The 13,694-nt window shown below is 45.5% G+C and carries 14 protein-coding genes and 1 pseudogene; 10 read left to right on the top strand and 5 right to left on the bottom strand.

Features of this window, described 5'->3' with window-relative positions; genetic code table 11:
* The first annotated feature begins 48 nt into the window (after positions 1-48).
* Entirely contained in the window at positions 49-579 is a 531-nt protein-coding gene (locus tag V5G20_RS23650; protein ID WP_003389292.1) for a GNAT family N-acetyltransferase, read from the top strand.
* 113 nt (positions 580-692) lie between these two features.
* On the opposite strand, the gene V5G20_RS23645 is transcribed toward V5G20_RS23650, so the two are convergent.
* Entirely contained in the window at positions 693-1,844 is a 1,152-nt protein-coding gene (locus tag V5G20_RS23645; RefSeq protein WP_338462460.1) for a hypothetical protein, read from the bottom strand.
* A gap of 314 nt (positions 1,845-2,158) precedes the next feature.
* Here V5G20_RS23645 and V5G20_RS23640 point away from each other — a divergent pair, with 314 nt between their 5' ends.
* From V5G20_RS23640 to V5G20_RS23615, 6 genes are all read left to right on the top strand, one after another.
* Positions 2,159-3,523, top strand: a complete 1,365-nt coding sequence (locus V5G20_RS23640) for a glycoside hydrolase family 10 protein (protein WP_327925926.1) — start codon at positions 2,159-2,161, stop codon at positions 3,521-3,523.
* 176 nt (positions 3,524-3,699) lie between these two features.
* Positions 3,700-4,041, top strand: coding sequence for a cupin domain-containing protein (locus V5G20_RS23635; protein WP_338462457.1), 342 nt, complete (start codon positions 3,700-3,702; stop codon positions 4,039-4,041).
* Between the two features lie 364 nt (positions 4,042-4,405).
* Complete coding sequence (locus V5G20_RS23630; RefSeq protein WP_171505753.1) at positions 4,406-4,762, top strand: PadR family transcriptional regulator; 357 nt, start codon at positions 4,406-4,408, stop codon at positions 4,760-4,762.
* The gene (locus tag V5G20_RS23625; protein ID WP_338462454.1) at positions 4,759-5,427 is read left to right on the top strand and encodes a permease prefix domain 1-containing protein; all 669 of its coding nucleotides are present in this window, start codon (positions 4,759-4,761) and stop codon (positions 5,425-5,427) included. Before V5G20_RS23630 ends, V5G20_RS23625 begins: the two co-directional genes overlap by 4 nt.
* Before the next feature lies 1 nt (position 5,428).
* Positions 5,429-5,992 (top strand): DUF4825 domain-containing protein, encoded by a 564-nt coding sequence (locus V5G20_RS23620; RefSeq protein WP_171505751.1) that lies wholly within the window; start codon positions 5,429-5,431, stop codon positions 5,990-5,992.
* 590 nt (positions 5,993-6,582) lie between these two features.
* On the top strand, positions 6,583-7,368 hold the full coding sequence (locus tag V5G20_RS23615; protein WP_338462452.1) for a hypothetical protein: 786 nt from the start codon (positions 6,583-6,585) through the stop codon (positions 7,366-7,368).
* Between the two features lie 74 nt (positions 7,369-7,442).
* Here the strand turns inward: V5G20_RS23615 and istB are convergent, their stop codons facing one another.
* A complete protein-coding gene (istB, locus tag V5G20_RS23610) occupies positions 7,443-8,186 on the bottom strand; it encodes an IS21-like element helper ATPase IstB (RefSeq protein ID WP_227278642.1) in 744 nt (247 codons plus the stop codon).
* A complete protein-coding gene (gene istA, locus V5G20_RS23605) occupies positions 8,183-9,691 on the bottom strand; it encodes an IS21 family transposase (RefSeq protein WP_024985261.1) in 1,509 nt (502 codons plus the stop codon). The genes istB and istA overlap by 4 nt, the downstream gene beginning before the upstream one ends.
* Positions 9,692-9,711: 20 nt before the next feature.
* Between istA and V5G20_RS23600 the strand changes: the two genes are divergently transcribed.
* From V5G20_RS23600 to V5G20_RS23590, 3 genes and pseudogenes are all read left to right on the top strand, one after another.
* Entirely contained in the window at positions 9,712-10,305 is a 594-nt protein-coding gene (locus V5G20_RS23600) for an amidase domain-containing protein (protein WP_338462450.1), read from the top strand.
* Positions 10,306-10,369: 64 nt separating this feature from the next.
* Entirely contained in the window at positions 10,370-10,873 is a 504-nt protein-coding gene (locus tag V5G20_RS23595; RefSeq protein ID WP_171505749.1) for a hypothetical protein, read from the top strand.
* 117 nt (positions 10,874-10,990) lie between these two features.
* Positions 10,991-12,204, top strand: a pseudogene (locus V5G20_RS23590) (IS256 family transposase).
* A gap of 277 nt (positions 12,205-12,481) precedes the next feature.
* Here the strand turns inward: V5G20_RS23590 and V5G20_RS23585 are convergent.
* Together V5G20_RS23585 and V5G20_RS23580 are read right to left on the bottom strand one after the other, a co-directional pair.
* Positions 12,482-12,823: a GIY-YIG nuclease family protein gene (locus tag V5G20_RS23585; protein ID WP_003389284.1), complete on the bottom strand. Its 342-nt coding sequence runs from the start codon at positions 12,821-12,823 to the stop codon at positions 12,482-12,484.
* 67 nt (positions 12,824-12,890) lie between these two features.
* Complete coding sequence (locus V5G20_RS23580) at positions 12,891-13,646, bottom strand: DUF2087 domain-containing protein (protein ID WP_003389283.1); 756 nt, start codon at positions 13,644-13,646, stop codon at positions 12,891-12,893.
* Positions 13,647-13,694 lie beyond the last annotated feature (48 nt).

The following is a 13,694-nucleotide window of genomic DNA, read 5'->3' as shown; positions in this document are numbered from 1 at the left end:
GGGTCTCAGGCAAAGCATGGACGAAAAGAGGAAGGGTGGGTGTGACAGATGGGCGGTTCAAGTCAAATTCGTGTTCGCGTCGCCGCTCCCGGGGACCGGGAAGCAATTCAGAAGCTCTTGGTGGAAGCGTATGAAGAGTATGAGCACCTGTTGCCGGAAGGAAGATGGGAGGAGTATCGGGAAGAGCTGCGCGAGTCGGCGGCAGATGACCGTCCGCTCGCGCGCATCGTAGCCGAATACGATGGAGAGATCGTTGGCGCCGTGCAGTTGTACATGTCAGCCAAAGAGGCATATGGCTTGCCGGAGCTGCAGATCGACACCCCGATTATTCGCTATTTATCGGTTCTGCCAAAAGCGAGAGGAAAAGGGGTAGCCACTGAATTGATCAAGGAGAGCGTCAGGCGTTCGCGCAAGCTGGGTGCATCCGCACTGCATCTGCACACGACAGACATCATGGCATCTGCCATCAGCCTGTATGAACGCCTCGGTTTTGAGCGCGCTCCCGAAAAGGATATTCAAAGCGGTCCGACCTTGGTAAAAAGCTACCGGCTGCCCATAAAAGAGGCGAGTATTCTGTGATTCTGCAGGCATTCTGTAATTCCGAAGGCATTTGGTGATTCTGCAAGCTTTCTTTGCTTGTGCAGGCATACCTTGCATGATCACGTCAAACAAGCCTTTTTTTCCTTTGTGCATTACACAGCTTGCTCGCGCTGCTGCTTTTTTTCTTTTCGATCGCGCAAGAGCTGCCGAACGATCATGAAAATGGCAAACGGCGCGTAGAGAAAGCAGTTCAAAAGCCAATGCGAGTAGACAGCGAACGAAAAACCATCCGGCACTGACACACTGACGAGAGTCCAGAGAAGGCCGACAGTCAAACCGCCAAAGAGCACCAGCATGTCAACTAACGGGTCGAACCACCGGCTCGACTGCGTGAAGAACCTGATCACAAGCAATCCGATCAAAGTGAGAAACAAGACCAGGGTATCATCCGCTTTATCGCTAAAGACAGATTCGTCTACAACGCGCCAATCGATAAACCAATAACGGACCATCAACATTTGCAAAATCCCCAAGCCGATGAGAAAGCCGCGCATTCTCTTCCGGTTTTTTTTCTTTTTCTCCGCCTGCTGTTTCTGCTGCTCTTCTGTCAGGAACACGTTGTCGAGCTCTTTTGCTTCCGAGCCGATCCGAAACGGGAGGGTACCCTGGTATGGAGCTTTCGGTACCTCATCGATCCCTTCTTTTGTATAAGGAACAGCGCTCAATGCTTTATCTGTAACAAGGACCGGGACTTGATTGGCTTGAAACACGTTCACCCATTCGTCAAGCGTAGGCTGATCACCGATGGGAAAGCTGACCACTTCATGCTTCCTATCTGAACTGATGCCGCTTATCATGAGTTTGACGACCCGGTAAAAAACAACTTTGCCGCCGGGGCCAGTAGAGCGGGGGGTTGCCTTCACCGCATACTGATAATCCATCCCCAGCAAAACGTACTCCATCCCGGCAAACGGGAGAAAGATGGTCTGCTTCTCGTTCGTTTTTTGGTTGGAAAAAGACGTAAAGTACCCGTCCTCCCGCAGCTCCACGATCAACCGCTGCTGCGTATATTGAAGCAAATTTTTGTAGCAAAAACGCCCGAACCAGAAAACCCCCCCGCCGATAATGCCCAAGAACAGAAAAATAGACAGGTCGTCCTCGGTAAACAAGGCGATCAGGCTGAGTACGCAGAGGGGGACGGCAATAAGAAAGAGAAGGGAAATCATCACCTTATGTACGATGAGGGCCCATTTCGGAAGTTCATTGGTAAACAGGCGGTTTGTTTTTCGCTGCATTTCGATCAAGGAAATCACCTCTTTGTGACGACTTGCGAAAAAAAATCGGAAGTTCATGATAGGAGCCTGCAGCCCGCATTACCATGAAGTATACGGGTTTCTTCCAGCGAAAATCATCAATTTTTTCCTGAATCTGATGAAAATTGGGAAATAAGTAGCATGTTTGGTTCCATGTTGACACCCTTCGCGTTTTCTATCCATTTTTTTCAGCCATTTCAAGCAACAAAATCTTCCTTGGTGCGTCTACTAGATTGATAGATAAAACAGACAAGCTCGTATAGTACATATCGGGGAATTTTTTTGGCTGTTAGGAGGATTAGAAATTGAAGAAACAAGGCTTTCTCATGGGTTTGTTCGTACTGCTGTTAGGGCTTACGCCAGTCGTTGCAGCAGCTCAGCCGCAAACGGCGGCAGGCGCTTCCATCGCCGCGTCTGCAGCGGGCAATGTACAGCTGGGTCTGTCTGCAGCACCGCCTGACATCGTGAGCAATGGTTCTGTAGTAGCTCCAGCTCCTGCGATCAATGCTGGTTCTGGCGCTTCGGCGAACGGAACAAACACCGCACCAATCAACACAATAGGTCAGCAGCAAGAAATGCGTGCAGCATGGGTAAGCACGGTGTTCAACATCGATTGGCCGTCAAAAGCCGGCCTCCCTGTAGAGCAGCAAAAAGCGGAGTACATCCGCATGCTGGACGAGCTGAAGGCGACCGGTATGAACGCCATTATCGTCCAGGTAAGACCGGAGTCAGACGCGATCTACCCGTCCAAGCTCGTTCCATGGTCCAAGTGGCTGACTGGCACACAGGGGAAAGACCCCGGCTACGATCCGCTCGCGTTCATGATCGAAGAAACGCACAAGCGCGGCATGAAGTTCCACGCCTGGTTCAACCCGTTTCGGGCCAGCACTACGGTAGCAAAGGAAACCCTTGCGCCGCAGCATCCAGCCAGGCTCCATCCGAACTGGGTCGTCGCTCACAACAACTTGCTGATTTACAACCCGGGCATGCCGGAGGTTCGGCAGCATATCATCGACACCATTATGGAGGTCGTAAACAACTATAATATTGACGGCGTGCATCTGGACGATTATTTCTATCCGTACGGAAAAGAAGATTTCAAGGACGCCGCCACCTTTGCCGCCTACAACCAGGGGCGCTTTGCCACCAAAGGAGATTGGCGCCGCGATAACGTCAACGCTTTTGTCAGAGACCTGTATGCGTCGATCAAAAGCGTGAAGCCGCAGGTGGAGTTCGGAATCAGTCCGTTTGGCATTTGGCGCAATGCAAAAGATGATCCAACCGGCTCGGATACAAACGGTCAAAGCTCCTACGACAACCTGTATGCCGACGTCCGTACATGGATTCGCAGCGGCTGGCTTGATTACGTGGCTCCGCAGCTCTATTGGAGCATCGGCTACAAGCCGGCAGCCTATGACAAGCTGGTTCAATGGTGGTCTATGGAGACGAACGGTACGCCGGTCAAGCTCTACATCGGGCAAGGCGCGTACAAGGTCGGCACCAACACGACAGATTGGGCGTCGAGCAACGCCATCATCCAGCAGCTCAAGTTCAACAAAGCCTTCCCGCAAGTGCAGGGCAGCATTTTCTTCAGTGCAAAAACGCTGATGAAGGATACCGCCGGGATACGCTCCAGCCTGAAGCAATACTATTCGGCAGAGAATCAATAACCATTCGGGCTAGGATGCCGTAATCCAGGCCGGTCATACGGAAAAATGCAGAATAAATGCTTCTTGGCCGCAAACAGCGAATCGTACCGCTGCGCCAAGAAGCATTTTTCTATATAAGAAAGGGTACGTTGTTAAATCACGTTAACAAGAAAAGCGGATGAGGGGGAGCTGCTTAAATGAAAATAAGCAAACACAGTGCCGAACACTATATTTGGGGCGACAATTGCGATGGCTGGCATTTAGTGAAAGGCCAGGATCTAAGCGTTATCCACGAACGGATGCCGGCAAATACTTCCGAAGTGAAGCATTATCATGAAAAGTCCCGCCAATTTTTCTTTGTCCTGTCAGGCACAGCAACGATGATCGTTGGCGACAAGGAGTTTGTTCTCAATCAACAAGAGGGAATCGAGATTGCACCCCTGATTTCGCATCAAATGTGTAACAATTCAAACGAGGAAATTGAATTCTTGGTAATCTCGCAGCCAACCAGTAAAGGTGACAGGATCACAGTAGAGTAACGACAAGTATGGAAGCGCTGCATGAACCGCCTATCTAAATAAAGGGCGGTTTTCTTTTTGAGCAAAACGAACATGGCGAACAAACTTGTTCCTGAGTAGTAATGGAGCAGCTTATCTCTTACTGTTCATACGGCGGAAACCCGTTTTTTCAATCGGCTGGTGGCATGGTTCTGACACCGGAAGCAGCATTCCTTTCGTTTCCCGGATGGGCTCAAAAAAGCCCGTCCAACACGCTTTTTCCAACCATAAGCACTAAACATCAAACGAAGCGAAGAACAAAACCGCCTATCTGTGCCAATGTACTTTGTCACACATAGTAATATATGTTATGCTATACTCAGCAACTGATTGGAGGCGTGTGCGATTGGATGAAACCTTAAACAATAGCGATCTAGTCCGTGGAAGTATTGATACGATCATTTTGTCTGTGCTTCTGACGGGCGATAACTACGGCTATCAAATCATCAAGGAAATCTATAGAAAAAGCCAAAACCGGTTTGAGCTGAAGGAGCCGACCCTTTACTCAAGCCTGCGCCGCCTCGAAAAACAGAAAATGATCGAGTCCTATTGGGGAGAAGAAACGCAGGGAGGGCGCAGGAAGTACTACAGCATTACGGAGCTTGGCCGGGAGCTGTACCGCACCAATTGCGCGGAATGGGAGCTGGCCCGCAATCTGATCGATCGTCTGATTCGTGTGGAAAAGGATGTGGAAGAGCGATGAAAGAATTACGGGAATACGTAGACAGACTGTTCGCTGCCCATAAAGAGAGCAGAGAAACCCGTGAGCTGAAAGAGGAGATCATCAGCAATCTGGAAGCGAAGGTAGCAGACTTGATGGAAGAGGGACTGCCCTTTCCCGAAGCCTTTTCGCGTGCGACAAGAAGCTTGGATACCGTTGATTTTCTCGTGGACGGCAGCCAGCCGATCTATGTCAACCGCTACAAAGTCGAGCTTGCCCAGTCCGTGCTGCTTTACATGCTGGTCGTCTGGATTTTGTCGATACCGCTTCGGTTTACCCTGTCGGGCATGTGGTTCAACAATATGGCTACGATGGCGGTGCTGCTTTGCGGGGGCATCTACGTTGCGGGTTTGCTGAGAAAGAGCCACGATCTTCAGGCCGTCGCTGTCATGAACGTTGCCAGATTGGAAAAAACGAAGAAAGCGGCATGGATTGTATGGGGGCTGTATGCAGCAATCATGATCCTGTATACGACGGCGATCAAATTTGGCAGCCACCTCTGGTTTGGCCGCCCGATCAGTATCGACGGGCCGTATCAGTTTGGGCTTCTCATCGCGGATTATGCGCCTCCTTTCCTTCTGATTATCGTGCCGCTGATGTTTTGGAAGGCGTCCCATTTGGCGGAGAAATGCGAGGTGAAAGAGTGAGATGAAAAGCAAAAACGTATGGATTGTGATTCTTTTCCTCGTAGGCGCCGTTTCACTGACAATGGTAGAAGGCTACCTGAAGCCTGAAGCAGAAGCAAAGGAAGAGCAGTACAGAATGGAGCAGAAGAACCCTTTGACTCATGATTTTGAAAGTGTCCTGCCCTATAAACATAAATATATGGGGGACGCGGGCAATCTGGGCAACTTGAACTACCATCTTCCGCTTTCCGACATACCCAAGACCTTTCAGCTTTTTCCTGAGGAATACAAGGTGGAGCTTATTTTCGAACTGGACGCCGCCAACATTGATGAAAGGCTGCTCAAGCAAGCGCTGCTTTACAATGCGACAGCCAATTTTGTCCTCATCGACAACCTGCAAACGTATCAAATGAGCTTTACCGATGGTGCCTATTCCATCTCGAGAGATGCGGCAGAAAAATGGTACGGGGTTTCCTTTGCCGATCTTCAAGAGAAGGAAAAGTGGAACCAAATCGTACGAGATCCTTTGGCAGATGCAAGCTATGTGGAGCGCTTCTTTACGCAGGTTGTAAAGAAAGTGGAGTGAAGTTTCGAGAGGTCGTGATCTTTTGGTCGAAATGAAAAGTGAATGCACTCATAAAAAAAGTCGTACGCAACTGCTTTCATGTCGTGTACGGCTTTTTTACGATTCGAATTTTTAATGGTCAATATATGATTATTGTTCATTGTTTACTCGTAAAAGCTCCTAATCGGTTATACTATGCTGTTTGCTACGGTAACAATGGGTCATCAGAACATGTTTTTCAGAGTCCACTCATACTTTTTAAAAGTTTTCCCATCTTAGAGTAGAAAAACTTTACTGACTATTACAAAAGCAGGAGATGTTCGATGTTAAAAGGCAGATTTAGAGAAGTATTGTTTCGTTCTTTTTTCATGGGAGTGAAACTAATACAAGTTGGTGAATAAAAATAATTTTTTAAAGTTGTATAAGGGTTAAAAATCAAAAAATAAACTTGAAAAACCGATTTATTGTTGGTAAAATTTGTCTAATCACTTCCAATAGTTACCACTTAGGTAAAGGGGGCGAATGTCTTCTATAGTTCTCATAAAGGAGGTGTTTGAAATAGAGTAGATTTTTTATTATAACAAAAAAGAATCAAAGGAGGCTTAGTATTTATGAAAAAAAGTATCTTTATACTTATGGTTTTGACACTTGCTTTAAGTCCAGTTACGGTTTTTGCAAAAACTCAGAATGAATCTGAGGAAACAAAAATTAAATCAAAACTACAGGAGTATTTTGATTTAGAACTATCCTCTATTAAAGATAAAGACAAAGATGCTCTACAGGATTTGGGCAAATTGTTTAATAATGATGACATTATTAGCCGGAAATTCTTAGAGTATGAGATCAATCGTTCCGAATTTCTAATTAATTCTCATGAAGAGGATGGGACTGAAATTAGTAGCTTCAACAATAAAATTGACATCTTGTCAATTAGTATTAAGGATAAGGAAGCAAGCGTTGAGCTTTCTCTTAATCAAAGTATTGATTACAACTTTTTAAAAGAGCCATTCGAAAATGAAATAAATCATAAGGTGAAATTAGTTAAAGAAAATGACCAGTGGCTAATTTCACAAGATGATTATTCGGATAATTTAAAAGAATTGTTCGGCTTTGGAACAGATTTTAATAGTATTAGTAAGTTAGGAAATGAGGTGATGTCACAGGCTGAAGATGCGGATGTCCCTCAAACATGGGAGGAAAAAAGATTGAAAATTGAAGGAAACGTATCAGGACATAGGTCATCTGATAATGTATCAGTATTAGGTGTCCCAGGAGATAAGTGGGATAGATTTGACCAATCTGCCCGAGAGGATGCTGTTTATTATGCGAGAAAATATACAGATGCAACAAATTCAACATCAACAAAAAACTACTGTGAATGTCAACCAAAATGTTGACCACAGTGCTCATCAAAAAATTGACCACCATGGCAAAAATCAATCCACCCGTCGGGTGGGTAACTTTTTCATGATCACGATCTTTGAATGCTCTGTTTAAAGCGATAACTGTCCCCATTCATTGCAAAGATGTGGGCACGATGGGTAAGCCGATCAACCAGGGCTGACGTCATTTGCTCATCTTTGAAAATCTGTGTCCATTCCGTAAATTCCAGATTACTGGTAATGATCATGCTTCCTTTCTCATAGCGGGCCGCACAAAATTGGAATAATAACTCCGCCCCGGTCCGACTGAGAGGGACAAACCCGACTTCATCCAAAATAATCAAATCTGTTTTCAACCATTGCCTCTCTAGCTGGAGAATTCGCTTTTGGGACTGAGCTTCCATAAGCTCATTGCATATTTTAGCGGCAGTCCAAAACTGGACGGAATAGCCATGATGGCAAGCTTCCTTCCCGAGTGCAATGGAGAGATGAGTTTTGCCAGTGCCAGAGTTTCCGATAAACATGATGTTCTCTGTCTTTTCGATGTACTCACAGCGAGCCAGTTGAAGCAATTTGGGCTTGTTGAGAGACGGAATGGCTGAGAATTCAAATTGATCGATCGTTTTCATAGAAGGGAATTTGGCATGCTTGATGCGACTGGCGATTTGGTTAGCATCCCTTTGCTGAACTTCTTGCTCTAGTAGGGCTAAGAGGAACTCCTCGTAGGGAATTTGCCGTTCAGCAGCATCATGGGCAATTTCCTTATAGACACGTTTAATCGCAGGTAAGCGAAGGCGTTTCGCATAGGTTTCAAGCAAGAAACTCGTACTCAATGAACCACACTCCTTTTCTGTAACAAACGATTGTACTGGCTAAGATCTGGGGCCTTTACCTGAATACGTGGAACAGAGCTATCCTCCACCAACGAGAGTTGGGGTAGACGGTGTTCCGGCAATGTTCGCTGAAACAATAATTGCCTTACGGCATCATATTGGAACATCCCTTTTTGGCAGGCCTCCTCCAGTGCTTCTTCGACAAGAGAAGTATCGAATTCACGGTGCAAAAGCAAGAGTCGAACGAACTCCTTCATCCCTCCTGGTCGGTTGCGGCACTTGTCCAAGAACTTTTGGTAAATGGCGGGTAATCCTGCCTGATGCAATGGTCTAGCATAAAGAACTGCTCCTGGACGAATAAGAAGTAAATCCAGATAATGATCGTATTGCAAAATCTCCTTTCCCTTTTCCAAACACCGCTCATGCGTCGCAATCAGGCTTTTTCCGTGATACACCTCAACTTTTTCAGCAAACACTCGGCAAGTAAGCTGGGTCGATGCATAGGAAACGGGGACGGAATAGGCATTTTTCTCAATGTGGATCATGGATAGCGTATTGCTTTTCACGGGTACAACACGGAAACAATCCAATGGCCGTGGAGGCAATGGAAGCATGATAGGCAACTCTTGAGCAAATGCTTCTCCAACCGTTAGTGAAGACCTTGGAACGGTTGTATTCTCGTAAGAGATACATTTTTCGAGGAGGATTTGATTGAGCTCCTCCAGAGAAGAAACACTGGGTACAGGGGTAAAAAATTGCCTCTGAGCAAACTGTACGAGGTTTTCCACCTGGCCTTTTTGATGCCCTTTTCCGGGATCACAGAAATAGCTTTCAAACAGGTAGTGGGCACGTAGCTGAGTAAATCGCTCTTGTTCCTCGCGATTTTTACCCTCCAATACCTTCTTAACGGCTGTTGTCAGGTTGTCGTATGTGATGACTTGGGGAACAGCACCGAAAAATTCAAAAGCATCTACATGACCTTGGAGAAGAGCCTCTTGCTTCTGATGAGCAAATGTTTTGATAAAAATCTTTCTGCTGTATGTGCAACGCATACAAAAGACTTGAACCTTTACTTGTTTCCCTTGTAAATGAACCGTAACCTCACCCCAGTCAAATTGAGCAAAGCGCCCTGGCGGGAAATCGAGAGGGACAAATGCTTTAGGGGGAGAAACCCGCAACTCTCTGACGTAGCGTCGTACAGTAGATTCACCGCCGGTGAATCCATGTTCGTCAACGAGTCTCTGGTAAATGCGTTTGGCAGTATGACGCTGCTTCGGGGGAGCTTGTTCATCTTGATGCAGCCACTCCAAGATGATGGGCTTGACAGAATCAATGACTGGCTTTGGCTTCGGTTTTGAAAGCTGATACACAGGAATCTCAGAGGATTTCAAAGCCTTTCGTATCACTTGACGGGAATAGCCGGTCTCTCGAGAAATTTGGCGAATCGACTTTCCTAGCAGAATGTGTTGTTTCCTGATAAACTCGTAATTAGCCATCTGAAGCATTTCCTTTCCTCCTATATCTTGTGGTCCGACAACTTCAAGATACAGGAAAGAGGTGCTCAGGTGGTCAACTTTTTTATGAGCAATGTACCACTAGGTGGTCAATTATTAGATTAGCATTCACAAACTACAATAATAGTCAATTTAAAGCATATGGAGATACCGACTGTCAAAATTATGTTTCCCAAGCTATTTGGTATGGCTTAGGAGGCAGAGATAGCTCTTCTAAGGATTACCCAATGAGAAGAGATTGGTGGGCAAATACAAAAGGGGAAACAAATACTTGGAATTGGACAGGGACTAAGTATTTTTTCAATTGGATAACTTATAATGACGCTAATGAGGATTATGGAATACATGGACGGGAGTCAAAAAAACCAAACTTAATTGAAATTGGTGACTATATTTATGTACCAGGGCACGTGATGTTCGTTACACGGGTTGATGACGACAATGATAATTCGATAACTGACTATGAAGAAATTTATATTAGTGCTCATACAAATAACCAAAAGGATAAAAATCTAAAAGCACTCTATGGGGGAGCTTCTCCAGACAAATTAGGTATGAAATTCGTGTTTATTTACGGAAATAAGTGGAATGTAGAAGAGTATTAAACAATATATAGTGTCGAGGGTAACCTTGACACTATATATTGTTTAATTAGGGAGGCGCGAAACTGTGAAAAAAATGTACGGGATATTAGTATTGATTGTTCTACTTGGGGCTGTTTTTTATCTAGTGATCCCACGAGATAATAATACTACTGCTGCCACTCCTGCTTCTGTCGAAGCCGCAGATTCCGACAATGTAAATGATGAAATAACCCAAAGAATAATCCTGCAATATATGGATGAAGTGGATTCCATATTCTCTGAAATCCACGACGTTTTGCCAGCAGTCAAGCTTGCCGATAAAAAGAATGCTGAACAAGTAAATATTGCAAAAGAGTGGTTGCGAAAAAATGGTGAGGTAGTTAAAGACAATCAGATCGTGCTGAGCATTTCGGATGATGGTGAAGGGAGCGACCATAGTTTTCTAGTGGGGGCAAAACTTTACACAAAACAGTCAAAGACTCCGTTATCTATCAATGATGTTGGCATGGAAAGAATAAGCTACGGACAAATTATTTTAGTAAAAGAAAAAGACAAATGGGTAGTGAAAGAGTTCAAAAGGAAGTTTTGATAAAGTATCCCCAGCACCGCCGATTCTGGGCATTACAAGAGAAGAGTCTGTAAAATATTTTGTGTAAACTCTCAACCTCTAAACTACAATTAGGAGTAGAAAGGTTGGGAGATTTTTATGATGTCAAAAGAGCAGATCAAGCAGTGGATCAAAGAGAAAAACATGAAGTCAGTGGACGACGTACAGTCAGCGTTAAAGGATCTATTCGCAGACACAATCCAAGAAATGCTGGAAGCTGAAATCGAGTCTTCTCTTGGATACCCAAGCATGACATGAAAAACAAGCGGACAACCAACAGCCGCAATGGGTATAGCAAGAAAACCGTCCGTTCTGAGTACGGGGATGTCGACATCCAAGTCCCTCGAGATCGAGAGGGTGATTTTGAGCCAAACATTGTAAAGAAACATCAGTCCAACGTGACAGGGATCGAAGATCAAATTCTTGCCCTCTATGCCAAAGGCGTATCCACACGCGATATCCAAGACCATCTGCAGCAGCTCTATGGCATCGAAGTCTCACCAACGCTCATATCGAATGTAACCAATAAGATTGTACCGATGATCAAAGAGTGGCAAAATCGCCCCTTGCAAGCGGTTTATGCTGTTGTTTTCCTTGACGCCATTCACTTTAAGGTAAAACAGGACGGAGCTATCGTCAATAAAGCAGCCTATATGGTAATTGGTATTGACCTTGACGGTCATAAAGATGTGCTTGGGATCTGGATTGGGGAGAATGAATCGGCAAAATTCTGGCTGCATGTACTCAATGAACTGAAAAATCGTGGGGTCCAGGATATTCTTATTACAAGCGTCGATAACCTTCGTGGCTTTACAGAAGCCATTTCAGCATGTTATCCGAAAACGGAGATTCAGAAGTGTGTCATCCATCAAATCCGAAATTCCATCAAATATGTTTCCTATAAGGATCTCAAAAAGATCACGTCCGAGCTAAAACCCATCTATAAAGCTCCAACGGAGCAAGCCGCGTTGGAAGAGCTTGAGCAGTTTGAACAAACCTGGGGCAGTAAATATCCCTTGATGGTTCGTTCCTGGCGGAATAACTGGGACGAGATCGCCACTTTCTTTAAATATCCTCCCGAGATTCGAAAGCTGATCTATACAACTAACGTCATCGAGAGTTATCATCGACAGCTTCGAAAGGTGACAAAGGGAAAAGCCATGTTTCCCACAGACGATGCCCTTTTGAAGATGTTATATCTCGTAACCATGGATGTTCTGCGAAAATGGACGGGACGAGTCCAGAACTGGGGCCAGATTCTCTTACAGCTATCCGTTTTCTTTGAAGATCGGGTACAGCCGTACATCCGTTAACAAATGAAAGGCTTCATCCCCGAAGGGATTATCTTTCTCTCCACCAACGCGTCAAGGGTTCGCTTCGCCTCACGCCCTTGACTCTATTGGCTCCGAAAAAGATGTCCCAATTAGGGGGATGAAACCTGTTCATATATCGGTTGATTGAGTTTACACAAAAATCTTGACAGACCCCAAGAGAACGAACTAACCGGATCATTCAACTATTGTGCCGACCTTACATGGAAACGGGCATGATCAGCAAGCCATCATGCCCGTCTCTCCATGTAAAGTCTCATCAGTTATACCCGCGCTCACCGTACGGCTGAAGCTCTTCCAGCCATTTCTGCTCCAGCTTTTTCAACTCGTCGGCTTCATCAAAATAGCCCGTTTCTTTCTTTTTCAACACTTCCAGCACTTCAAAGACAAAGGCGTCCTCGCCGTACTCATTCCAATCCTTCTGGAGCTGTTTGTTAAAATGGCTGCCCGCCTTCAGTTGAAACTTTTTGCCGTTTATCGTTTTTAAGTTTTTCGTGCTCTCGATCAAAATTTTGTTGTTTTTAATGTTCTTGATCTGATAAACGCCTGCTTCCGTCTTGATTTCTTTAAATTGCTGCTTCAATTCCTCTTTGCGGTTCATGGGAAATACCTTCCTTTCTTTCTGTCGACTACTGCCATGCAGCGCCACAACGTGCACAGGGAGATCGTCATTTCTTCAGCCAATACTGGCTGCCATCTGCTTTGCGGTCCAAAAAACCGTAATCAACCAAATAACGTCGGACGGTTACATAATCGTCATAAACAGCCTTCAAAATTTCATTGACTTCCTTCTCGGTATAGGTGCGATCCGCCTCAAATCTGGTGGCAATTTGCCGGAGAACGACTGCCCGCTGCTTTTCCCTCAGTCTGAACGTCTTGAGAGGTCCGTCCGTGCCTTCGGGAAAGTATTTTTTCAAAATGGCCTGGCTTTCTTCCGCGGTTACGTTGTACCGATCATCCACCATGGTGGCGGTCTGATGCACGTCGATAAAAGCGGGAGCGTGCTTGTCCTTTTCCTTCAGCAGCTCCATCAATGCGAGGAATACCTTGGCCTGCCGCTCTTTCTCCTTCAGGACAAAACGGTGGTTGCGGATTGTGGAGGCGCTGCCGATGCCCAGCTCCTTTTGCACCTCGGCGTCGCTTTTACCCTGGTAAAACAGGTGAAGCAGGCTGTTTTGGTGCTCGGTCAGACCGGTCAGCTTTTTATCGAGCTTGATCAGGTAGTCAAACACCGATTGATGCGTTTTCCCAATATGATGGCGCACGTATCTTTCTGTTTCATACAAGACACCATCTTCCGGATAAATAATTCCCTTCTCAAAAGCCTTTCCGCAGAGCAGGCAAACAAAGCGATCCTCCTCTTGAACATATCCGCGCTTCAGCTCATCCAGTGACGCATTCCAAAAGCGTTCGGAAACAGTCATTAAATAAACACATCCTATTTTTCGTTTGTATTAATATAAACATTTTAC

This window comes from Brevibacillus borstelensis, from assembly GCF_036700025.1.
Taxonomy (GTDB): domain Bacteria; phylum Bacillota; class Bacilli; order Brevibacillales; family Brevibacillaceae; genus Brevibacillus; species Brevibacillus borstelensis.
This window is presented reverse-complemented; position numbering and strand designations above follow the sequence as displayed.